The organism is Paraburkholderia gardini, from assembly GCF_907164575.1.
GTDB classification, from domain to species: Bacteria; Pseudomonadota; Gammaproteobacteria; order Burkholderiales; family Burkholderiaceae; genus Paraburkholderia; species Paraburkholderia gardini.
The window spans coordinates 82586-104494 of record NZ_CAJQYY010000003.1; the positions used below are offsets into that span (position 1 = coordinate 82586).

16 protein-coding genes are annotated in these 21909 nt (G+C 63.4%); 6 read left to right on the forward strand and 10 right to left on the reverse strand.

What is annotated here, in order from left to right; genetic code table 11:
* Window positions 1-19 precede the first annotated feature (19 nt).
* Window positions 20-1531: a xanthine dehydrogenase small subunit gene (gene xdhA, locus LPA34_RS03320; protein ID WP_228974894.1), complete on the reverse strand. Its 1512-nt coding sequence runs from the start codon at window positions 1529-1531 to the stop codon at window positions 20-22.
* A 386-nt stretch (window positions 1532-1917) separates the two neighbouring features.
* Between xdhA and LPA34_RS03325 the strand changes: the two genes are divergently transcribed.
* The gene (locus LPA34_RS03325) at window positions 1918-3129 is read left to right on the forward strand and encodes an MFS transporter (protein ID WP_228974897.1); all 1212 of its coding nucleotides are present in this window, start codon (window positions 1918-1920) and stop codon (window positions 3127-3129) included.
* Window positions 3130-3212: 83 nt separating this feature from the next.
* On the opposite strand, the gene LPA34_RS03330 is transcribed toward LPA34_RS03325, so the two are convergent.
* The 4 genes from LPA34_RS03330 to aspT (LPA34_RS03345) all read right to left on the reverse strand — a co-directional run bounded on the left by LPA34_RS03330 (window position 3213) and on the right by aspT (LPA34_RS03345) (window position 10342).
* Window positions 3213-4433 carry a pyridoxal-phosphate-dependent aminotransferase family protein gene (locus tag LPA34_RS03330; RefSeq protein WP_228974899.1) on the reverse strand — a complete coding sequence of 407 codons (1221 nt, stop codon included), beginning with the start codon at window positions 4431-4433 and terminating at the stop codon, window positions 3213-3215.
* A gap of 514 nt (window positions 4434-4947) precedes the next feature.
* Window positions 4948-6600 (reverse strand): bifunctional aspartate transaminase/aspartate 4-decarboxylase, encoded by a 1653-nt coding sequence (locus LPA34_RS03335; RefSeq protein WP_228974901.1) that lies wholly within the window; start codon window positions 6598-6600, stop codon window positions 4948-4950.
* Window positions 6601-6765: 165 nt separating this feature from the next.
* Complete coding sequence (gene aspT, locus LPA34_RS03340; protein ID WP_228974903.1) at window positions 6766-8451, reverse strand: aspartate-alanine antiporter; 1686 nt, start codon at window positions 8449-8451, stop codon at window positions 6766-6768.
* Window positions 8452-8659: 208 nt separating this feature from the next.
* Window positions 8660-10342: an aspartate-alanine antiporter gene (gene aspT, locus LPA34_RS03345; protein WP_228974906.1), complete on the reverse strand. Its 1683-nt coding sequence runs from the start codon at window positions 10340-10342 to the stop codon at window positions 8660-8662.
* 701 nt (window positions 10343-11043) lie between these two features.
* Here aspT (LPA34_RS03345) and LPA34_RS03350 point away from each other — a divergent pair.
* Window positions 11044-12048, forward strand: coding sequence for a 2-hydroxyacid dehydrogenase (locus LPA34_RS03350; protein ID WP_228974908.1), 1005 nt, complete (start codon window positions 11044-11046; stop codon window positions 12046-12048).
* Here the strand turns inward: LPA34_RS03350 and LPA34_RS03355 are convergent.
* Entirely contained in the window at window positions 12045-12617 is a 573-nt protein-coding gene (locus tag LPA34_RS03355; protein WP_228974910.1) for a plasmid fertility inhibition factor family protein, read from the reverse strand. The genes LPA34_RS03350 and LPA34_RS03355 overlap by 4 nt on opposite strands.
* A 198-nt stretch (window positions 12618-12815) precedes the next feature.
* Between LPA34_RS03355 and LPA34_RS03360 the strand changes: the two genes are divergently transcribed.
* Both LPA34_RS03360 and LPA34_RS03365 read left to right on the forward strand, forming a co-directional pair.
* On the forward strand, window positions 12816-13610 hold the full coding sequence (locus tag LPA34_RS03360) for a crotonase/enoyl-CoA hydratase family protein (protein ID WP_228974912.1): 795 nt from the start codon (window positions 12816-12818) through the stop codon (window positions 13608-13610).
* A 210-nt stretch (window positions 13611-13820) separates the two neighbouring features.
* Window positions 13821-15002 (forward strand): MFS transporter, encoded by a 1182-nt coding sequence (locus LPA34_RS03365; protein ID WP_228974914.1) that lies wholly within the window; start codon window positions 13821-13823, stop codon window positions 15000-15002.
* A gap of 93 nt (window positions 15003-15095) precedes the next feature.
* On the opposite strand, the gene fahA is transcribed toward LPA34_RS03365, so the two are convergent.
* Together fahA and hmgA are read right to left on the reverse strand one after the other, a co-directional pair.
* On the reverse strand, window positions 15096-16406 hold the full coding sequence (gene fahA / locus LPA34_RS03370) for a fumarylacetoacetase (protein ID WP_228974918.1): 1311 nt from the start codon (window positions 16404-16406) through the stop codon (window positions 15096-15098).
* Window positions 16403-17725: a homogentisate 1,2-dioxygenase gene (gene hmgA / locus LPA34_RS03375; RefSeq protein WP_228974919.1), complete on the reverse strand. Its 1323-nt coding sequence runs from the start codon at window positions 17723-17725 to the stop codon at window positions 16403-16405. Before hmgA ends, fahA begins: the two co-directional genes overlap by 4 nt.
* Before the next feature lie 212 nt (window positions 17726-17937).
* Between hmgA and LPA34_RS03380 the strand changes: the two genes are divergently transcribed.
* Entirely contained in the window at window positions 17938-18753 is an 816-nt protein-coding gene (locus LPA34_RS03380) for an EAL domain-containing protein (RefSeq protein ID WP_228974924.1), read from the forward strand.
* A gap of 51 nt (window positions 18754-18804) precedes the next feature.
* Here the strand turns inward: LPA34_RS03380 and LPA34_RS03385 are convergent, their stop codons facing one another.
* Window positions 18805-19590, reverse strand: a complete 786-nt coding sequence (locus tag LPA34_RS03385; RefSeq protein ID WP_228974927.1) for an IclR family transcriptional regulator — start codon at window positions 19588-19590, stop codon at window positions 18805-18807.
* Between the two features lie 84 nt (window positions 19591-19674).
* Between LPA34_RS03385 and LPA34_RS03390 the strand changes: the two genes are divergently transcribed.
* Entirely contained in the window at window positions 19675-20865 is a 1191-nt protein-coding gene (locus LPA34_RS03390) for an acyl-CoA dehydrogenase (RefSeq protein WP_228974929.1), read from the forward strand.
* A 116-nt stretch (window positions 20866-20981) separates the two neighbouring features.
* Here LPA34_RS03390 and LPA34_RS03395 read toward each other — a convergent pair whose 3' ends face one another.
* On the reverse strand, window positions 20982-21620 hold the full coding sequence (locus LPA34_RS03395; protein WP_228974933.1) for a peroxiredoxin: 639 nt from the start codon (window positions 21618-21620) through the stop codon (window positions 20982-20984).
* Window positions 21621-21909: the final 289 nt, after the last annotated feature.

Consider the following 21909-nt stretch of genomic DNA (forward strand, 5'->3'; position numbering starts at 1 on the left):
GTTCTCCGTTTCCTGTTCTTTACGCGCCTGCGGCTTCAACTGCGCGGACGTCCAGCGCTTCTTTCGGCAGCGGATCGTGCGGACGCGTTTCCAGCCAGAAGCGATACAGCGTGTTTTTCGCCGCTTCGAGACGGTAGCCGTCGGTGGCACGCATGTCCGAGAGCGGCGCGTAGTCCTTGCCGAGCGCGAGCATCGCGCCCTGCGCGGTCGCTTCGTGCCAGACGGCGTCGTTCAGGACCGCTTCGGCATGCGTCGCGCGCTTCGGCGTCGCGGCCATGCCGCCGAACGCGATGCGCGGCTCGCGCACGGTCTCGCCATCGGCGATGAACGAGAATGCCGCGCACACGGCGGAAATATCCGAGTCGAAGCGCTTCGAAATCTTGTACGTGCGGAATTGCAGGTTCGCGCGGCGGCCGGTGCGCGCCGGCACCTTCAGGCCGACGACGAACTCGTGCTCCGCCATGTCCTTCTTCTGATACGCGAGGTACAGGTCTTCGAGCGGCAATTCACGCTCGACGTCATTGCCGCGCAGCACGACGCGCGCGCCGAGTGCGATCAGGCCCGGCATCGAGTCGCCGATCGGCGAGCCGTTCGCGATGTTGCCGCCGAGCGTGCCCGCGTTGCGGATCGGCAGCGACGCGAAACGCTTCCACATTTCCGTCAGCTCCGGATAGTGCGTGGCGAGTTCGGCGTACGCGCGCTCGACCGTCACGCCCGCGCCGATGCTGATCCAGTCGGCGGATGTTTCGATGTGCTGGAGCGCCTCGATCTGCCCGACGTAGACAATATTGCCGAGATCGCGCATCAGCTTCGTGACCCACAGGCCGATGTCCGTGCTGCCCGCGAGAATGCGCGTCGCCGGTTGCGCGGCTTTGATCGCGGCGAGCGCCTCGAGCGTGCGCGGCGCGTCGAACTGCTGGCCGGCGTGTTCATAGTGGAACGTGTCGGTGCGCTGGAGCGTCGCCAGCGTGCGAGAGAGCGCCGCGATGTCGACCGGCGCTTTCGGCGGCGGCGCGTCGAACATGCGCACTGCCGCGTCGACGATCGGACGATAGCCCGTGCAGCGGCACAGGTTGCCCGTCAGCGCGTTGCTGATATCCGTGCGCGACGGCACGGTTTTGTTCGCGCAGGAATGCTCGTGACCGTGCTTTTCGTACAGCGACCACATCGACATCACGAAGCCAGGCGTGCAGAAACCGCACTGCGAGCCGTGACAGTCGACCATCGCCTGCTGCACCGGATGCAGCGATCCGTCCGGCTGACGCAGATCCTCGACGGTGAAAAGCGCCCGGCCGTCGAGCGTCGGCAGGAACTGGATGCACGCGTTGACCGACTTGAAGTTGACGCCGCCCGCTTCATCGCGCTCGCCGATCACGACCGTGCACGCCCCGCAATCGCCTTCGGCGCAGCCTTCCTTGGTACCCGTGCAGTGCGCATCTTCGCGCAGGTATTGCAGGACGGTGCGGGTGACGGGCGCGTCGCTGACTTCGCGAATCGCGTTGCGGTGATAAAAGCGGATCGGCTGGCTCATGTCTCTTCCTTGTTTCTCTGCGTCCGTGGGGACGGTCATGCAGTTGATGTCTCGAAAACTAACATCATCAATAGTCGCAACCCATAGCGGCGATCGCATGCGGGGCATATCGTTGCTGCGATAAATCGGGCAGGGATTTACCCCATGGACGTATATTGAACTGTCCGTTTTGGCATGTTTTTTAGATTAATACCGTTTACGTACAAGTCGCGTTCGAAGAGGCGAAGGTGCGCAGCGCTGGATTTCGATGAAACTGGCTACCTGATCTGATCTTTTCTCATTTGGCACCGTTTTTGAATAGCGGAAAATATTAAGCAAGTCCTGCAGAACGTCCCATTCCATGGGAAAATCACGCCCTTCTGCCGTTTTCAATTCTCGTTTTCCCCATGTCAGCCGACTCTGTCTCATCCCGCAGTGAATTTGCGACCACGCTCCAGATCATTCCGGTCGTCTTTTTTACGTTTCTTTGCTACCTGACGATCGGCATACCGCTTGCCGTGCTGCCGGGTTACGTCCACGACAACCTCGGTTACAGCGCGATCCTCGCGGGTCTTGCGATCAGCGTGCAGTATTTCGCGACGCTCGCCTCGCGCCCCATCGCCGGCCGCTCGGCCGATACGCTCGGGCCGAAGAAGACTGTCACCATCGGCTTGATCGGTTGCGGTGCGAGCGGCGTGCTGCTGCTCGCGGCCGTGCTGTGCGGCCGCTGGCCGGCGCTCAGCCTGGGGTTGCTCGTGATCAGCCGCCTCACGCTGGGTTTCGGCGAAAGCCTGTGCGGCACGGGTGCGATTTTGTGGGGCATCGGGCGTATCGGCACCGCGAACAACGCGCGCGTGATTTCGTGGAATGGCATTGCGACATACGGCGCGCTCGCGATCGGCGCGCCGCTTGGCGTGGCGATCGTGCATACGGTCGGATTCGAGGCGCTCGGTTTTGTCGTGATCGCGCTGGCGGCGCTCGGCGTCTATCTGGCCCGGCCGATCGCGCCGGTGCCCGTCGTGCACGGCGAACGCATGTCGTACCGCAGCGTGTTCACGCGCGTGCTGCCGCACGGCATTGGGCTCGCGCTCGGGTCGGCGGGTTTTGGTTCGATCGCCACGTTCATCACGCTCTTTTACGCGGCGCGCCACTGGCCGAACGCGGCGCTTTCGCTGACCGTGTTCGGCACGCTGTTCGTCGGTTCGCGTCTGCTGTTTGCGAACACGATCCGCACGTACGGCGGTTTTCGCGTGGCGATTGCATCGTTCGCGTTCGAGTGCGTCGGGCTGCTGATGTTGTGGCTTGCGCCCGAACCGCATTTCGCGCTGGCCGGCGCCGCGCTCACCGGCTTCGGTTTCGCGCTCGTGTTTCCGGCGCTGGGCGTCGAGGCGGTCGCGCTCGTGCCACCGGCGAGTCGCGGTGCGGCGCTTTCCGCATATTCGGTATTTCTGGATCTGTCGCTGGGGATTACCGGGCCGCTCGCGGGTTATATCGCGGGGGAGTTCGGGTATGCATCGGTGTTTCTGTTTGCCGCGGTTGCTTCGGCTGCGGCGGTCGTACTTTCGATGATGCTGTATTTGCGGCACGCGCGCGTGTCGGGCACGCAGGCCGCGCTGTGAATCCGCCGTGAGTCTTCAGGCGTTGCAGTCGAGCGCCTGACAAAACGCCCGTGCTGAACTAATCAGCACGGGCGTTTTTGCATTTACGCCGCGCGGGCGGCGCTGCGCGACCCGTTCGACAGAGACTTTTCCAGTGCGGCGACACCGGCTGGCAGATCGATCGCGACACCGAGATCGACCATGGTGCGACCTAGCGCGTGCAGCGTGCGGAAAAGATTGTGTTCACGGCACTGCTCGCCCATCTGTCCGATGCGCACGATCGGCAGGCCGAACGAGCCCGAGATTTCGACCTGATGATGATGCGAGATGTGACCGCAGATATCGCCGGGACTCAGGCCTTTCGGCACCTCGATACCCACGACCGAATTCAGGCGGCACGCCGGCGGCGCATAGAGTGTGAGGCCCATCGACGCGACGCCTTCCTGCAGCGCGACCGAGCATTTCAGGTGACGGGCGAAGCGTTTTTCGAGCGTTTCCGCGCAGACGAGCCGCAGCGCCTCATGAAGCGCGAGCACACCGGAGACGGGGGCCGTGTAGTGATACCCCGCGTTATGCCAGAAGTTTTCCGCGAGCGAGGCGTCGAGACACCAGTGCGCGTTCGGTTGCGTACGCGCCTTGACGCGGGCCCATGCTGCATCCGAGAACGCGATCAGCGACACACCGGGAATAGACGACAGGCCTTTCTGACCACCGGTGATGACCGCATCGATTCCCCACGCGTCCATTTCGAGCGGCATGGTGCTGAGCGTACAGACCGCATCGACGATGACGAGTGCGCCGGCGGCTTTCGCGAGTGCCGCGATGTCTTTGAGGTGATGATTCCAGATCGTGTTGGACGTTTCGCCTTGCACGATCGTGACGATTTCGGGGCGTTCACGACGAATGGCATCCGCGACCTGTTCGAGGCTGGCGACTTCGCCGTCGGGGACATCGAGCGTGGACACGTGGGCACTGACACGGCGTCCCATTTCCGCCATGCGTTCGCTGAAGAAGCCGTTCTTGATGGCGAGCACGCGGGTGCCGTTCCACGCGAGATTGGAGATTGCCATTTCCATGGCGGCCGATCCTGGGCCTGCGACGCCGAGCACCCATTTCGAGTTGGTCTGGAAGACATAACGGGCCATGGTTTTGACCTGGCCGATGACCTTGACCATCGTGGCGCCGAGATGATTGATGACGATCGTATTCGCCTTGGCGACGGCGGCCGGAATCGGGACTGGGCCGGCGCCCATCATCAGGAGGGGCTCTTCGGGAAGGATTGCGTCGAGGGACTCGACAGTGGGGCAAGGGATGAGGGTCGACATTCTGTTCTCTGGCGTTCGGCGGATGCTTGCTGCTTGCGGTTTAATGCTGCGACGGATTTTTGATCATTCACGGTTATGGGGCTTTGCGCAAGGGGTTCATTGGTTTTGTTGCGAGAGAGCGCTGTCCTTAAGTGAATCCGCGAAGGGCGACGAGCATCGGAGGCAAAGGCCATACCGCCAGGCCGCTATGCCGCGAGGCCGTGCGGCCTCACGGCAAGGCGCGTAGCGCCAGGCCGGTGAATGACTGCTGTGCCAGAGGCGATGCTGCGCGGGAGACCAGATCGTGCGCGGACCAGCGCGGTTTGAAGTGCGGGGGCGACACCTCATGGATTGCCATTCCCCGGGGATGACACACCAGGAAAAGGTGAGTTTTCGGAGCGCCTTTCTTTTGCCTACTTTTCTTTGGCAAGGCGCCCCGAAGGAAGTCCCCTTGGGGGACAAAGAAAAGTAGGTGCCGCCCCGCACAGGGGCAACGCCAATAGACCACCACCAATACAGGGAAAGGCCAAAAAAACTACTTAACCTTACCCTTATCCAGCTTCTTCCCGGTAGCGGAATTAAACCTCTCGACATACTCTTCGATAAGCTTCCGCATAGCGCGACCAATAGCCCGATAATCGGACTCATTGAGATTAGCAAGAGAAACCCGACCAGACGGATGGGCGGTCCCGAACCCGAGCCCCGGCAGCAACACAACCCTTGCATCGGCGGCGAGCCGGAACAACAGTTCCTGCGGCTCGGTATTCTTGAAGAGCCACTCAACAAACTCCTTCCCGAACGCCCGCTCGCCGAGAAACGCCATATCGAGAATCGTGTAGTAGTCGACCTGATTCTCGTCCTCGTCCGGGAACGAAATCCCGACCTCTTCAAAGAGCGCTTTCTTGCGGCTGCGAATCAGCCGCTTGAGTGCGTTCTTGTACGCATCTGGCGTATCCATCAACGAGAAGAGCGAGAACAGAACCATCTGCACCTGCTGCGGCGTCGACAGTCCGGCCGTGTGATTCAGCGCCACTGTCCGGCTGTCCGCAACCAGCCGGTCGATGAACTTCAGCTTGTCCGGCTCTGTCGTGATCGACTCATAGCGGTGATGCAGTTCCTTCTTCGCCTCTTTCGGCAACTCGCCGATCAGCCTGTCGAGCACGTTGTCGCGATGCGTCGCGATCGTGCCGAGCCGCCAGCCCGTCGCGCCAAAATACTTCGAGTACGAGTACACCAGAATCGTGTTCTTCGGCGCCAGCGCAAACAGCGAAACGAAGTTGTCGGCGAATGTGCCGTACACGTCGTCGGTCAGCAGGATCAGGTCCGGGCGTTCCTTGACGATATCCGCGATGTATTCGAGGCTCTCATCGTTGATCCGCACCGAAGGTGGATTGCTCGGATTCACGAGAAAGAACGCCTTCACCTTCGGGTCGCGCAGCTTGTCGAGTTCCTTCTTCGAGTACTGCCAGTTGTTCTCGACGGCCGCGTTCAGATTCACCACGTTCAGCTGGTAATCGTTCAGCCGCGGAATCTCGATGTACGGCGTGAAGATCGGCATGCCGAGCGCGATCGTGTCGCCTGCCTTGATCAGGTGATTCTCGCGCATCGTGTTGAAGATGTACGTCATCGCCGCGGTGCCGCCTTCCACCGCGAAGATGTCGAATTCACCGACGAACGGATGGTCGCCGATCATCTCGCGGCGCAGATACTGTCCGACGATGATCTCCGACAGCTTCAGCATCCGGTCAGGCACCGGATAGTTCGACGCGAGAATGCCTTCGCACATTTCATACAGGAAGTCACCCGCGCTCAGGCCGAGCTGGTCGCGCACATACGACACGGCGCCGGCCAGAAACGCAACGCCCGGCACGCCCCTGTTCTCCCGCACGAAGAGCTCGAAACGCTCCGTCAGCCCTTCCCGCTTCGGAAAACCGCCGACGCCCTCCGGCATATACGCAAACGAGCGTTCCGATTCGCGCATCGCAAAGAGACCGAGCTGCCAGAAGCCATGACGCGGAATCGTCGCGAGAAAATTCGGATTGCCACGGCCTGCATTCAGCATCGCCGCGTTGGCCGGGCGCGCGACCGCGCCGCCGCCGGCGGCCTTGATCAGTTCATCCTTCAGCTCGAACGGGCTGAGTGCAGCGAGACTGGCCTTGTCGCCATTACCGCCTTTACTTTTTGCCATGATGCGTTCTCCGTTGGACCAGATGTAAAACGCCGGGGTTGTGCCCAGTTCCGGGCGCCGCAGGCGCATGAGAGAAGACGAAGCTGAGTGCCGCCATGCGTCTCATCCGGGTTCAGGTTCGTCGCGATGTGATATCGGTGCATCCATCAGCACGCTGAAAAGCCGCTAGACAAGTCCGACAACGAGCGGCCCAAGCAACGTCAGCAACACGTTCGCAATCGCATACGTGATCGCGAACGGCACGGTGGGTACCGCGCTTTCCGCCTTGTCGAGCACGCCGCCGAACGCCGGGTTCGCACTGCGCGATCCGGACAGCGCGCCGGCAAGAAGCGCGGCATTGTTATAGCGAAGCACGTAACGCCCAAAGAGCATTGTCAGCAGCAACGGGAACAACGTGACGAACACGCCGAGCAGAAAGATCGTGATGCCGCTCTGCCTGACCGTCACCACTGCCTGCAACCCCGAATTCAGACCGACCACCGCCACGAACGAAGCAAGCCCGAAGTCCTGCAGCAGCCGCGACGCCGCCGAAGGCATCACGCCGTACATCGGATGCTTGCCGCGCATCCAGCCGAACAGCAGCCCGGCCAGCAGGCACCCGCCGCCCGAACCGAGCGTGAGCGGAATGCCGCCCATCCGCACGACGATCAGGCCGATCAGCAGACCCAGCACCAGACCCACGCCCATATAGATGAAGTCGGTCTTGTTGCTGTAGGGCAGTTCGTAACCGGCTTCGTCGACAGCGCGTTTCGTGTCCTTCGGCGAACCGTAGAACGTGATGACGTCGCCGTGTTCGAGCTTCGTCTCCGGCAGGACCGGCAGCGGCTGGCCGGCGCGCGTCGCGCTCTCGATGAACACGCCATGGCGCATGTCGCGATCGACGGTGGTGCGCACGGCGGCGATCGTCGTGTGATTCATGCCCTTGCGCGTGAACACGCCCTGACGCGTCTGCATCACAAGGCTGATGCCGTCGGTATCGCCTGTCTCGGGACCAATCAGCGCCGCGACGCCGACCATGCCGTCGCGGCGTCCGGCGATCAGTACGATGTCGTCTTTCAGCAGCACGATATCCGGGCGGGGCTCGAGCGTCTTGCCCGCGCGCCGGATGCGTTCGATCGTGATCGTGTCGTTCTGGCTCAGTTCGAGTTCGGCGACCTGCCTGCCCGCGGCCGGTCCGACGCGATACGCGCGTCCAACCAGTTCCGGCAGCGCCGTGATCTGACCCGGCCCACGCACGGCCGTGTCGCCCGCGAGCGCTTTTTCCGCATCGATCGACGCGTCGCGCAGGCTCTGCCCCATGAACTTCGGCAGGATGTTCACGCAGACGATGATCGCGCCGAGTGAGCCGAATACGTAGGTCACGGCGTAGGCAATCGCCACATCCGATTGCAGCGACTTCACCTGATCGGCAGGCAGGCCGAGACGCGCGATCGCATCGCCGGCCGTGCCGATGATCGCCGACTGCGTCAGCGCGCCGCCCGCGAGCCCGGCCGCCAGGCCCTTGTTCAGGCCGAAGAGCTTCGCGCATACGACGACGGTCGCCAGCGCCGACACCGCGAGAAACAGCGCCATCGCGATCTCACGCAGCGTCTTGCGGTTGAGCGAGTTGAAGAACTGGGGGCCGGAGTCGTAGCCGACCGCGTAGATGAACAAGGCGAACATCACCGACTTCACGCCGTTATCGATCGTGACGCCGGCCTGGCTGATCACCACCGCCGCCAGCAGCGACCCGCCGACGCCCCCCAGCTGGAATTTGCCGAAGCGGATCTGACCGATCAGGTAGCCCACTGCCAGCGAAAGAAACAACGCGATTTCAGGCGATTTGTGAAAGATGTCATGTAGCCAGTCCATCGTGCCCTCAGGTTGGTTGATCCCGTTGCTGCCTGACGTTGCTGGTCTGCTGCCCCACGCGGCGGCGGCCGCGTGTGCGTCTCTCCCGCTGCCGGCGTCTGAAGACGCCTGTGACGTGCGTGTCGCGCGATCCGTGTTGCGTGAAGCTTTCCCTGTGCCGTACCTGCCGCGGTTCCCGATAAAAGAAGGCAGGCCGAAGCCAGCCGGCTCAGCCGAACTTGCCCGACAGCCCGACGACGAGCGGCCCAAGCAAAGGCAGCAGGATGTTCGACAAAGCATAGGTGATCGTGTAGCCGATCACCGGCGTCGAATTGCCGGTCACGCCGACGAGCGCGCTGATCGCAGGCGTGCTGCATTGCTGGCCGGCGATCGCGCCCAGCAGCATCGGCGCTTCGAGTTTGAGGAAGACGCGGCCGATCCACAGCGAAAGCAGGCCAGGAATCAGCACCATCAGGATGCCGGCAACCGGCAGCGCGAGCCCGTACTGATGCACGAGGCGTATCGCATCCGGCCCGGCGGACAGTCCAACCGCGGCGATGAACGTCGCGAGGCCAAAGTCCTTGAGAATCTGCGCGGCCGCCGAGGGCAGCGAGCCGATCAACGGGTAGTGGGAACGGATCCAGCCAAACAGCAAGCCGGACAGCAAGCATCCGCCGCCCGTGCCGAGCGCGACCGACACGCCGCCGATCCGGCCGCCCAGATGCCCGATCGCCATCCCGACGAGCACGCCCAGCCCGAGATAGACGAAGTCGGTCTTCTGCGTCGCCACGAGGACATAGCCGAGCTTCTTCGCGCCCCGGGCGACGTCCTTCTTCGTGCCGACCAGCGTCAGCACGTCGCCGCGATTCAGCTCGGTGTTCGGCAACGCAGGCACGGTCGTTTCGAACCGGGTGACCGCGGCGATATAAACACCGCGCCCTTCTTCCGGCCCGGCGCGCTCGCGCACCTGCGCGACCGTCAGGCCGTGTGCCTCACGCAGCGTCAGCACGACGTCGACGCGCTCGCCCGTCGCCGGGCCGACCTGTTCGCCGCCAACTTCCTCGCCGATGTGGGGCGACGCCTCGACCAGCGCCGCGCGCCGGCCGGCCACCAGCGCGAGATCGCCGGCTGCAAGCGTCAGCTGCGGCTCGACCGGCAGCGCGATGCCGCCGCGCTCCACCTGTTCGACCGTCAGGTTGCCGCCGTACCGCAGTTCCAGCGCGCTGACCGTGACGCCCGCCGCGCCGCTCACCTTGAACGCCCGGCCGACGAGCGGCGGTGCGGCAAGCCGCTGGCCTTCGTCGAGCGCGCCGCTGCCGCCGAGCTTGCGCCACACGCGTTCGGCCTCTTCACGCAGATTGACGCGCAGTAGCAGCGGCGCGAACTGACTGGTGAAGAGCACGATGGTGATCAGGCCGAACAGGTAACTGACGCTGTACGCGGTCACGATGTTGGCCTGCAGACGTGCCGTTTCCACGTCGCCGAGGCCCAGTTTCGAGATGGCTTCCGAAGCGGTGCCGATCACCGCGGATTCCGTCGCGGCGCCCGCGAGCAGGCCCGATGCGGTGCCCGGATCGAGCCCGAGCAACGCGACCGCGATCATGATCAGCACGACCACCGAGACGATTTCGACCACCGACAGCAGCCCATATCGCCAGCCCCGTCCGATATTGGCGAAGAACTGCGGGCCGCCGGTAAAACCGAGCGCGAAAATAAATAGCGCGAATGCGATGTTTTTCAGATCCGGCGCAATGCGGGCGCCCGTCTGGCCGAGCAGCAGCGACACGATCAGTGTGCCGCACACACCGCCCAGCTGGATGGGTCCGACCTTGAAAGAACCGATGAAGTATCCAAGCGCGAGACTCGCAAACAAAGCGATCTCGGGTTGAGCCTTGAGCAATTCACCGATCATGTGGTTTCTCGTCGTTTACGGGTTTATTTAATAAAAAACCTTAAAAAATCCTGAAAGAAACCGGCTTAAAGACGGATTGCAACTACCCCGCCCGCGAACGTCAGTCATCCTCATTCAGGACTTTGACGAACGCCTTCGATCTGGTGTTTATTGCACTTCAATGACACGCGCGGCCCATGATGACGGCGTGGCGCGCTTGCTGGATGCAGGCGGACTGCATGAAATGAATGGCAGACATCGTTTCCTCGTGAAGTTGTCCATCAACCCGGAGAACCGCTAGCCGCCCGGCAGAGCCGGATTTGAATATATTGCGGATTACATAAAATCGACAACATTTTCTGTTTCCGCACAGCAACATATAGACTCTTTTACGAAGCGAAACGTCGTTGCTTTTTTAACTAAATATTGTAATTCCCGGAAACTGTCAATATGATTTTTTAGCGATGAAATTTCCCCGCGGACCGGGAAATCTGAATTCGAAGAAGCCGGCCGCTGTCACAGGCCCGCTGTATCGCCAGCTCCGCACGGCTTTGCCGCGCCCGTCATCGATTACACGCAGGGACATTTCCGCCAGAGCGAATCCGCAGTCGACGCTCGCGCGGCCCGATTCGATGCGCAAGGATCTGTCCGGAATTCCGGGCGTATAGTGGGCCGGGTTTCCCGGGGTGGACCCGCTTCACGCGACGCATAGGGAGCACTGCATGCGCATGATCCTCTTCAGCAGCCGTCAGTACGACATCGATACGTTCACCGGGGCGAGGCCGGCTTTCGACTTCGATGTGCATTTCCAGGAAGCGCACCTCGATGCCGAGACGGCGATTCTGGCGAAGGGTTACGAAATCGTCTGCCCGTTCGTCAACGATTCGGTCGATGCCGCCGTGCTGCAGGCGCTGCACGCAGGTGGCACGAAGCTCATCGCGCTACGCTCGGCCGGCTTCAACCACGTCGATCTGGCCGCGGCGGCGAAGCTCGGCATGCCGGTCGTGCGCGTGCCGGCCTATTCGCCGCACGCGGTCGCGGAGCACGCTGTCGGGCTGATTCTCGCGCTGAACCGGCGTCTGCCGCGCGCCGTCGCGCGCACGCGTGAAGGCGATTTCTCGCTGCAGGGGCTGCTTGGTTTCGATCTGCACGGCAAGACAGTCGGCGTGATCGGGACGGGCATGATCGGGCGCGGGTTCGGCCGCATCATGGCGGGCTTCGGCATGCGCGTGCTCGCGTACGATCCCGGCACGCCCGCCGACGACCTGCTCGCGCTCGGCGCGCGGTACGTGCCGCTCGATACGCTGCTCGGCGAATCGGACGTGGTCAGCCTGCACTGTCCGCTCCTGCCCGCGACATATCACCTGATCGACGGCCGCGCGCTCGCGAAGATGAAGTTCGGCGCGATGCTGATCAATACCGGCCGGGGCGGCCTCGTGGAAAGCAATGCGCTCGTCGGCGCGCTGAAAAGCGGCCAGCTCGGCCATCTCGGACTCGACGTCTACGAGGAAGAAGGCGGCCTCTTCTTCGAGGATCACTCGAACCTGCCGCTTCTCGACGACGTGCTCGCGCGACTTCTGATGTTCCCGAACGTGATCGTGACCGCCCACCAGGCGTTCTTCACGCGCGAGGCGATGAACGAAATCGCCGACACCACGCTCGGCAACGTGAAGGCATGGATCGAAGGCAAGCCGCGCAACGTCGTGCAGGGTGCGCAATCCGCCTAGGAGCGCAACTGCTCCGGGGCGCCAAGCGCGGCGGCCGCGGCCGTCGCGGCTTGCAGCGTGACGGCCTCGAGCGCGGCGCGGGCTTCTTCGGAGGCGCCGCACATCTGGTGCAGCAACGCGGCTTCGCGCTCGTGGACCTCGACCGGAAAGCAGCGCCCGCCCGCTGCCGCCAGATAGCGCGCGCGATGCTGGCCGTTGCGAAACGCGACCACGCCTTCCTTTTCGAGGCCGAGCAAACCGGCGAGTCCGCGCGCGCGGCGCGTGCTCACCGTCACGTACGGCATCTCGGGCACGCGCGCATTCGCGGGATCGAGGAATTCGCGGATGCCGCGCACCTTGCCGGAGTGCCACTCGTTGACGGGTCGCAGCACGTAATCGGTATCGTCGCGATCGGCACAGGTGATGAGCCGCTGCGCGTCGACCAGCACGACCTGATGGCGCGCGCCATCGGCGGTGAAAACGCGCTTCAGGCGCACGTAATCGTAATGCACATGGTTATCCAGCGTGACGATCCAGAACGGTTCAACCGGCGACGGCACAACAAGCGATGCGGGCAATGAGATGGACACTGACAGTACGGGCTCGATACGCCGGCGCTCTCGCAGCCGGCACGTTAAAAAAGTGGCTTACGCTACGACGTGTTGATGAAAACGGCGTGACAGTCGCGCGGCGACCCTGTCCGCCGCGTCGCGCATAGCCATGCCGCATCGCTTTACCGTTATTCGTTTTTTCTCCAGACATCGATACAGGCACCGCGGAGAACCGCCATGACGACCGAAACCTTCGGCGAACACGTCCGCATCGAGGCGGACGGTGCGATCGCCACCGTGGTGCTCGACCGGCCGGGGCGCCGCAATGCCGTCGACCGCCCGCTCGCCGATGCGCTCAGCGCCGCATTCCAGCGCTTCGAGACGAATCCGGCGTGGCACGCGGCCGTGCTGTTCGGCGCGGGCGGCTCGTTCTGCGCCGGTGCCGACCTGAGCGCGCTCGCCGACGAGGCCCGTCGCAACGAACTGCACCCGGACGGCAGCGGCCCGGGCCCGATGGGCCCGACGCGCATGGCGTTCACGAAACCGGTGATCGCGGCCATTTCAGGATACGCCGTCGCGGGCGGCCTGGAGCTGGCCGCGATGTGCGATCTGCGCGTCGTCGAGGAAGGCGCGGTGCTCGGCGTGTTCTGCCGGCGCGTCGGCATTCCGCTGATCGACGGCGGCACCATCCGGCTGCCGCGCCTGATCGGTCTGTCGCGTGCGCTGGACCTGATCCTGACCGGCCGCGCGATCGATGCCCGCGAAGCGCTCGCCTTCGGTCTCGCCAATCGCGTCGTCCCCGACGGCACCGCCCGCGCGAGCGCCGAGGCGCTCGCCACGCAACTGGCCGCGTTGCCGCAGGCCGCCCTCCTCGCCGACCGTCGCTCGGCGCTGGAAAACAGCCTGCTCGATCCGCTCGTGGAAGCATTGCGCCGCGAAGGCGCGGGTGGCTATGCGGCCGTCTTCGAACAGGGCATCGCCGGTGCGGCCCGCTTCGCCAACGGCGCCGGGCGACACGGCGACGCCGTCTAGCTGCCGGAATATCGCACGCCGGAATTCCGTCCGGCCCGATACGGTGCGGCGCCGGCCGGCCATTTGCGCCAAAAACAACAGGCCATCCGGTCTACAGCGGCTGATTAATAGCTTAGGTACAATCACCTACTGATTTCCCCTGGCTGCCGTCTGCGTCTTTCGTCCCGAAGCCGCGCGCCCGCCTGGCCTGCCCCGCCGAAGCGCCTCATCATGCCTTTACCTCTGCTTGCCCTTGCCGTCGCCGCTTTTGGAATCGGTACCACTGAGTTCGTCATCATGGGCTTGCTGCCCGATGTCGCGCGCGACCTGTCCGTGTCGATTCCGGCTGCGGGCATGCTGGTGTCGGCGTACGCGCTCGGTGTGACGATCGGCGCGCCGATCGTCGCCATCGCGGTGGCCAACATGCCGCGCAAGAAAGCGCTCATGAGCCTGATCGGTGTGTTTATCGTCGGCAATCTGCTGTGCGCGGTCGCGCCGGGTTACGGCGTCCTGATGGCCGCGCGCATCGTCACCGCGTTCTGTCACGGCGCGTTCTTCGGCATCGGTTCGGTGGTCGCGGCGGGTCTCGTGGCGCCGAACCGCCGCGCGCAGGCCATCGCGCTGATGTTCACCGGTTTGACGCTCGCCAACGTGCTCGGCGTGCCGCTCGGCACGGCGCTCGGCCAGGCGGTGGGCTGGCGCGCGACGTTCTGGGCCGTCACCGGCATCGGCGTGCTGGCGGCCGCGGCGCTGGCCGTCTGCCTGCCCGCGAAAATCGAAATGCAGAAGGCGAGCCTCATTCACGAATTCAGCGTGCTGAAGAATCCGCAGGTTCTGATGGTGATGGGCATCAGCGTGCTAGCTTCGGCGAGCCTCTTCGCCGTGTTCACGTACATCACACCGATTCTCGAAGACGTCACCGGTTTCACGCCGCACAACGTCACGCTCGTACTGCTGCTGTTCGGGCTCGGACTGACCGTCGGCAGCACGCTGGGCGGCAAGCTCGCGGACTGGCGTCTGATGCCCTCGCTGATCGCGTTTCTGCTCGCGCTCGGCGTCGTGCTGACGGTATTCGCCGGTACGATGCACGCGGCCATTCCCGCGATGATCACGATTTTCGTGTGGGGCGTGCTCGCGTTTGCGATCGTGCCGCCGCTGCAGATCCTGATCGTCGACCGTGCGAGCGCCGCGCCGAATCTCGCTTCGACGCTCAATCAGGGCGCGTTCAACCTCGGCAACGCGACAGGCGCGTGGCTCGGCGGCATGGCGATCGGCGCGGGTGTGCCGTTGACGTCGCTGCCGTGGGTCGGCGTCGCGATGGTGAGCGGCGCGCTTGCGCTGACGCTGTGGTCGGTGCGGCTCGAACAGCGCGCGCAGCGTGTCGCGCTGCCGGGTTCGGCCGGCGCGGCGTGATCGCAGCGCACCCCGCACGCGCGGAGCGGCTGTATTCACCGTAATAGTTCGGCCCGATGAAGGCTATCGGCGCGCCGTTCGCGTCCCCCCCGTTCAGCGGTGCGCAGGCAGGATTTCGCCCACACACGGGCCAAAACCGACGCGATAGCCGTCGCCCTGGCACCAGCCCGCGAGCGTCAGTTCGTCGCCGTCCTCGATGAACGAGCGTGTGCCGCCGCCGTGCAGTTCGAGCGGCTTCTGGCCGTTCCAGGTCAGTTCCAGCAGGCTGCCGGACGCGTCTCCGGTCGGGCCGCTAATAGTGCCCGAGCCCATCAGGTCGCCGACGCGCGTGTTGCAGCCCGACACCGTGTGATGCGCCAGCTGCTGCGCCATCGTCCAGTACATATGCCTGAAGTTCGTGCGCGAAATCGTTGTCGGCTGCTGGGCGTTTTGCGGGCGTAACGTCACTTCCAGCGCGATATCGAACGCGTGCTCGCCGGCCTGACGCAGGTAGTCGAGCGGCTTCGGCTCCTGCACGGGCTGCGCGACGCGGAACGGTTCGAGCGCGTCGAGCGTGACGATCCACGGCGAGATCGTCGTCGCGAACGTCTTGGCATTGAACGGGCCGAGCGGCACGTATTCCCATTGCTGAATGTCGCGCGCGCTCCAGTCGTTCAGCAGCACCATGCCGAAAATGTGCGATTCGGCGTCTTCGCACGCAACCGGTTCGCCCAGTGCGTTGCCGCGTCCAATGATGAAACCCGTCTCCAGTTCGATATCCAGCTTGCGGCACGCGCCGAACACCGGGCGCTCCGCGTCGGGCAGCTTCAGTTGTCCGTTCGGACGCCGCACCGGTGTGCCACTCACCACCACCGAAGACGCCCGTCCGTTGTAGCCGATCGGCATCTCCGACCAGTTCGGCAGCAGCGCGTTCTTCGGATCGCGGAACATCGAGCCGACGTTCGTCGCGTGTTCCTTCGACGAGTAGAAATCCGTATAGCCCGGAATCTCGACCGGCAGATGCAGCGTGGCATCAGCGAGCGGTATCAGCACGCGCGCCCGCAGCGCCGGGTCATCGCGCAGCGCGGGCGTCGCCGTATCGCGCGCGAGCAGCGCGCTCAACTGGATGCGCGCGCTGCGCCACGCGTCCTGGCCGAGCGCGATGAAATCGTTGAGCGAACCACGCTCGAACACGGCTTTCCCGCCTGCTGAGAGTTTCAGCAAGCCGGCATGTTCAAGCGCGGAAAGATCGACGACGCAATCGCCAATTGCGACGCCAACCCGGCGCGTTGCGTTACGCGCATCGCTGAAAATGCCAAACGGCAGGTTCTGGATCGGGAAATCGCATTGCGGCGCGTTCGCCGCTTCGACCCAGCTTTTGCGCGACGCATCACGCGTCGCCTGAAGATCGCCCGATACGTTCATCGTTGCTCCGGATTGAAGTGTTTCCTGAGACCCTGCCAGCACTCGAAGTAATTCGCCTGAAGCTGCGCGGTTTCGAGCGCAAAGCGGGTCGGCCTGATAAGCGTGCGGGTTTCGAACATGAAGGCCATCGTGTCGCCGACCTTGTGCGGCTTCGACGTATCGCTGTGCGAGGCCTTTTCGAACGTGTCCGCATCCGGACCGTGTCCAGACATGCAGTTGTGCAGGCTCGCGCCGCCCGGCACGAAGCCCTCGGCCTTCGCGTCGTACACGCCGTGCACGAGACCCATGAATTCGCTCGCGACGTTGCGGTGAAACCAGGGCGGCCGGAACGTGTCTTCGGCGGCGAGCCAGCGCGGCGGGAAAATCACGAAATCGATCGTATCGACGCCTGGCGTATCGCTTTGCGCCTGCAGCACGAGAAAAATCGACGGATCCGGGTGATCGAAGCTGACCGAGCCGATCGTGTTGAAGCGGCGCAGGTCGTACTTGTACGGCGCATAGTTGCCGTGCCACGCGACCACGTCGAGCGGCGAATGGCCGATGTCCGCGCGCCACAGATGTCCGTTCATCTTGGCGACGAGCTCGAACGCGCCTTCCCGGTCTTCCCAGGCGGCATGCGGCGTCAGAAAGTCGCGCGGGTTCGCGAGCCCGTTCGAGCCGATCGGACCGAGATCCGGCAAACGCAGTTGCGCGCCGAAGTTTTCGCAGATGTAACCGCGCGCCGCGCCGTCGGGCAACGAAACCGAAAAACGCACGCCGCGCGGAATCACCGCGATCTCGAACGGCTCGACATCGATGCGCCCGAGTTCGGTCGCGATGTGAAGACGCCCTTGCTGCGGCACGATCAGCAGTTCGCCATCGGCCGTGTAGAAGTAGCGGTCTTTCATCGGGCTGTTCGCCGCATACACATGGATCGCGCAACCGCTCATGCTTTCGGCCGCCCCGTTGCCGGCCATCGTCACCCAGCCGTCGATGAAATCGGTCGGCTCCACCGGCATCGGCAGCGGGTCCCAGCGCAGCTGGTTGGGCGGCGTCGGCGGCACGTCGGCGAAGTTCGCGACCAGACTGTGCGACGGCACCAGCGTGAACGGCTGATGCACGGCCGCCGGCCGGATGCGGTACAGCCACGAGCGACGGTTATGTCCACGCGGCGCGGTGAACGCCGTGCCCGATAGCTGCTCGGTGTACAGCCCGTAGGGCGCGCGCTGCGGCGAGTTGCGGCCGGACGGCAGCGCACCGGACACCGCTTCGGTGGCGAATTCGTTGCCGAAGCCGGACTGGTAGCCCGGCTCGATCTCGTGTCGCGTGGAATTGCTCATGCGGATTCTCCGTTGATGCCTGACGCTCAATTTACGAATGGTAAAACTAATTACGAATAGTGAAATTAACGTAAACCCTTGCCGGAGGCGGCCGGGACGATATCGATATGAGCATTTTGTTCATGCCCCCAGCGCGCACGCTGCTACCATCAAGGGATGCGGCCATGCGCCGCCCTACTCGATGCGCCGTCAACGGCCACTCACGCGAACTCATGATTCCGCCGACCATTCCTGAACTTGTCGCCCGTGCCACCGAACATCCGTTCCTCGGCGAACACCTGGCGATGGGGACCGGCGACCAGCACGATCATGCGATCGCCCGGCTCGACAACCTCGTGATCGGCAGTCGCTACGAGCCGATCTTCGACATCAGCGTGCATGCGCTTGCGCAGTCGCTTTCGACGGCGCCCGGGAGCGTCGACCGTTTCGGCGATGAGCTGGGTTTTCAGGCGATCACACAGCGCATCGATGGCGCGCCATTCGATCCGTTCGGCGAAATCGACGAAGACCCTGAACTGGTCGCGATCGACCGTATGTCACGTGCGCTGCATGCAATCAATTTCTTTGGTGCGCAACGCCACGGGCTGCTGTTTTTGCGCGTGCACGAGCGGCTCCTGAAGAGCGTGAGGTACGACCACGGAAGGCATTTTTCGAGCGTGCTCATCTCATTTGGCCTGAATCCGGCGCGCGTGGTGATCGAGCTGCCTTCGGCAGCGGTCGCGCACCGGACCTTCCTCGGTTATCTCACGAAGAGTTACCAGCGCTACGGCTTCAAGGTAGCGGGGAATCTGCAGAACGCCGGCCAGATTCTGGCCGTATCGGACACGCGGCTCGATTTCATCAAGATGGACGCCGGCACGGCGCTCAGGGAAGCGACCGTGAAGCCGCTGGTCGGGTACGCGGGACGACTGAAGATTCCACTCATCTTCGACCACGTCACCAGTGAGCACCAGTTCGATCAGCTGCAGCAATATGACGTGCGGTTCGTGCAGGGACCGCTTTTCGAGACGCACGACCGGGTGGCCTGATTTTTCCACGGATTGCGCCAAGGTTTGCGGCTTGCGGCCGGCCGCGTTGCGCTAGACCGTATCGCCGAGCCGCCGTGCGAGCGCCTTCAGACGCGGCGCCACCGTTTCACGAAACACTGCTTCTCCCATCGACGAAGCCGGTCCGCTGCAACTCAGCACCAGCCACCTTCCGTCGCGCGGCTCACGAAACGGCACGGCCACCGCGTTCACGTCGTCGTGCCAGTCGCGAAACGAATAACAGCAACCTTCCCGCATGAAGGTGTCGATTTCACGCTGCGCGTCCGCCAGCAACGCGGCGCGCTCCTTGCCCGCCGCCTTCCCGAGTTCCACGAACAGCGTGGCCCGCACGTCGGGCGGCTGGACGGCGAGATACGCGCGGCCCATCGAACTCGTCAGCATCGACAGCCGCGAACCCGACGCGAGTCCTAGCGTCAACGCGGTCTCACTACGGATCGTGTCGAGATAAATCATGTCGAGCCCATCGCGGCAACCGAGCGATACGGCCGCGCCCACTTCGCGCGCGAACGTGCGCATGTGCGGGCGCGCAAGCTCGAGCGTGTCGGTGCCCGATAACAGCGCGAATCCAAGCGACAGCACACCCGCATCGAGCGCGTACTTGCCAAGCGACTCATCGAGACGCAGATAGCCAAGCACCGTGAGCGTATAGGCGAGCCGGTTGACCGTGGCCTTCGGCAGACCCGTGCGCTCGACGAAATCGCGGTTTCCAAGCATCGACTCACCTGGCCTGAATGCGCGCAGCAGTTCAAGGCCGCGCGCGAGTGCAACCACGAATTTGCGGTCGTCGAACGGGTCGGAGGGGGTAGATGCAGGTTTCATCGGGTGATACACTCAGGTCTCATTTGCAAAACATTGTTTCGCACAGCGGAACTTGCGTCAAGTAGAAATCAGGAGAGATACATCATGGCTGAGGCCGCGCATTTTCATTGGGAAGACCCGCTGCTCCTCGATCAGCAGCTCAACGAAGACGAGCGCATGGTGCGCGACGCCGCTGCGGCGTACTCGCAGGACAAACTCGCACCGCGCGTGCTCGAAGCGTTCCGCCATGAAAAGACCGACATCGGGATCTTCCGCGAGATGGGCGAACTCGGCCTGCTCGGTCCCACGATTCCCGAGCAGTACGGCGGCCCCGGCCTGAACTACGTCAGCTACGGCCTGATCGCGCGCGAGGTGGAGCGCGTGGATTCGGGCTACCGGTCGATGATGTCGGTGCAGTCGTCGCTCGTCATGGTGCCGATCTTCGAGTTCGGCTCCGACGCGCAGAAATCGAAGTACCTGCCGAAGCTCGCCGCCGGCGAATGGATCGGCTGCTTCGGCCTGACCGAGCCGAATCATGGTTCCGATCCGGGCAGCATGGTCACGCGGGCAAAGAAGGTCGACGGCGGTTTCTCGCTGTCCGGCTCGAAGATGTGGATCACGAATTCGCCGATCGCCGACGTATTCGTCGTCTGGGCGAAGCTCGAGGAAGACGGCAAGGATGAAATTCGCGGCTTCATCCTCGAGAAGGGCTGGAAAGGTTTGTCGGCGCCCACGATCCACAGCAAGGTCGGTCTGCGTGCCTCGATCACCGGAGAAATCGTGCTGGACGAAGTGTTTGTCCCCGAAGAAAACATGATGCCGAACGTGCAGGGGCTGCGCGGTCCGTTCACGTGCCTGAATTCGGCACGCTACGGCATCGCGTGGGGGGCGCTCGGCGCCGCTGAATCGTGCTGGCACACCGCGCGCCAGTACGTGCTCGACCGCAAGCAGTTCGGCCGGCCGCTCGCCGCGAACCAGCTGATCCAGAAAAAACTCGCCGACATGCAGACCGAAATCACGCTCGGCCTGCAAGGCGTGCTGCGTCTCGGCCGGATGAAAGACGAAGGCACGGCCGCCGTCGAAATCACGTCGATCATGAAGCGCAACTCGTGCGGCAAGGCGCTCGACGTCGCGCGTCTCGCGCGCGACATGCTCGGCGGCAACGGCATTTCGGACGAATTCGGCATCGCGCGCCACCTCGTGAACCTCGAAGTGGTCAACACGTACGAAGGCACGCATGACATTCACGCGCTGATTCTCGGCCGCGCACAGACGGGGATTCAGGCGTTTTTCTGATTCTTGCCGCCGTCTGGCTGGCTGCTTAAGAAAAAACCCCGCTTTCCGGAACCGGAAGCGGGGTTTTTTCCTGCTGGCGAAGGCGTCAGTCTTGAGTATCGCCGACGCGTTTTACCTTATTTGTCCGGCTGCGGCGTCATGCGCAGATACGGACGCAGCGCCTTGTAGCCCTTCGGGAACTTCTGCTTGAGGACCTCTTCGTCCTTCAACGACGGCGCGATCACCACGTCGTCGCCCTGCTTCCAGTTGCCCGGCGTCGCGACAGAATGGCTGTCGGTCAGCTGAAGCGAGTCGATCACACGCAGCACTTCGTCGAAATTGCGGCCCGTGCTCGCCGGATAGGTGATCGTGAGACGCACCTTCTTCTTCGGATCGATCACAAAGAGCGAGCGGACCGTGACCGTTTCGCTCGCGTTCGGATGAATCATGTCGTAAAGCTCGGACACCTTGCGGTCGCCATCGGCCAGGATCGGGAAACCGACGTTCGCAGCCTGCGTCTCGTTGATGTCCTTGATCCATTCCTTGTGCGACGCGGCGCTGTCGACCGACAGCGCGATCGTCTTCACGTTGCGCTTTTCGAACTCGCTGGCGAGGTTCGCGGTCAGGCCGAGTTCGGTCGTGCAGACCGGCGTGAAGTCGGCCGGATGTGAAAACAGCACGCCCCAGCTGTCGCCCAGCCATTCGTGGAACTTGATGCGGCCAACGCTGGAATCCTGCTCGAAATCCGGTGCGACGTCGCCTAGACGTAGACTCATGATGTCTCCTTGATGGGTTCGAATGGTCCGCACATGGTGAAAGCCGCGGCGCTCGGCAAAACTAAAGCATACGGGAAGTGGCGCGCACAATGAACGAACATCTCGTCACTCCCTTATGAGTTTTTGTAATTTTCTCCAAATTGGACGAAACTTGGCGGGCCAGATCAACTCAACCGGAAACCCGGATGGTGCGCAGACGAACAGGTGCGCCACGTTATCTGTTTTTTATCAAGTGGCAATTCGCATGTCGGGAACAGTTCCTGCATCCTGCTCATGTACGCAGTGCACT

What these genes read in the sequence shown, in the direction of transcription:
- xdhA (WP_228974894.1), bottom strand. Translation starts at nt 1,531, where the DNA reads ATGAGCCAGCCGATCCGCTTTTATCACCGCAACGCGATTCGCGAAGTC.
- LPA34_RS03325 (WP_228974897.1), top strand. Translation starts at nt 1,918, where the DNA reads ATGTCAGCCGACTCTGTCTCATCCCGCAGTGAATTTGCGACCACGCTC.
- LPA34_RS03330 (WP_228974899.1), bottom strand. Translation starts at nt 4,433, where the DNA reads ATGTCGACCCTCATCCCTTGCCCCACTGTCGAGTCCCTCGACGCAATC.
- LPA34_RS03335 (WP_228974901.1), bottom strand. Translation starts at nt 6,600, where the DNA reads ATGGCAAAAAGTAAAGGCGGTAATGGCGACAAGGCCAGTCTCGCTGCA.
- aspT (WP_228974903.1), bottom strand. Translation starts at nt 8,451, where the DNA reads ATGGACTGGCTACATGACATCTTTCACAAATCGCCTGAAATCGCGTTG.
- aspT (WP_228974906.1), bottom strand. Translation starts at nt 10,342, where the DNA reads ATGATCGGTGAATTGCTCAAGGCTCAACCCGAGATCGCTTTGTTTGCG.
- LPA34_RS03350 (WP_228974908.1), top strand. Translation starts at nt 11,044, where the DNA reads ATGCGCATGATCCTCTTCAGCAGCCGTCAGTACGACATCGATACGTTC.
- LPA34_RS03360 (WP_228974912.1), top strand. Translation starts at nt 12,816, where the DNA reads ATGACGACCGAAACCTTCGGCGAACACGTCCGCATCGAGGCGGACGGT.
- LPA34_RS03365 (WP_228974914.1), top strand. Translation starts at nt 13,821, where the DNA reads ATGCCTTTACCTCTGCTTGCCCTTGCCGTCGCCGCTTTTGGAATCGGT.
- fahA (WP_228974918.1), bottom strand. Translation starts at nt 16,406, where the DNA reads ATGAACGTATCGGGCGATCTTCAGGCGACGCGTGATGCGTCGCGCAAA.
- hmgA (WP_228974919.1), bottom strand. Translation starts at nt 17,725, where the DNA reads ATGAGCAATTCCACGCGACACGAGATCGAGCCGGGCTACCAGTCCGGC.
- LPA34_RS03380 (WP_228974924.1), top strand. Translation starts at nt 17,938, where the DNA reads ATGATTCCGCCGACCATTCCTGAACTTGTCGCCCGTGCCACCGAACAT.
- LPA34_RS03385 (WP_228974927.1), bottom strand. Translation starts at nt 19,590, where the DNA reads ATGAAACCTGCATCTACCCCCTCCGACCCGTTCGACGACCGCAAATTC.
- LPA34_RS03390 (WP_228974929.1), top strand. Translation starts at nt 19,675, where the DNA reads ATGGCTGAGGCCGCGCATTTTCATTGGGAAGACCCGCTGCTCCTCGAT.
- LPA34_RS03395 (WP_228974933.1), bottom strand. Translation starts at nt 21,620, where the DNA reads ATGAGTCTACGTCTAGGCGACGTCGCACCGGATTTCGAGCAGGATTCC.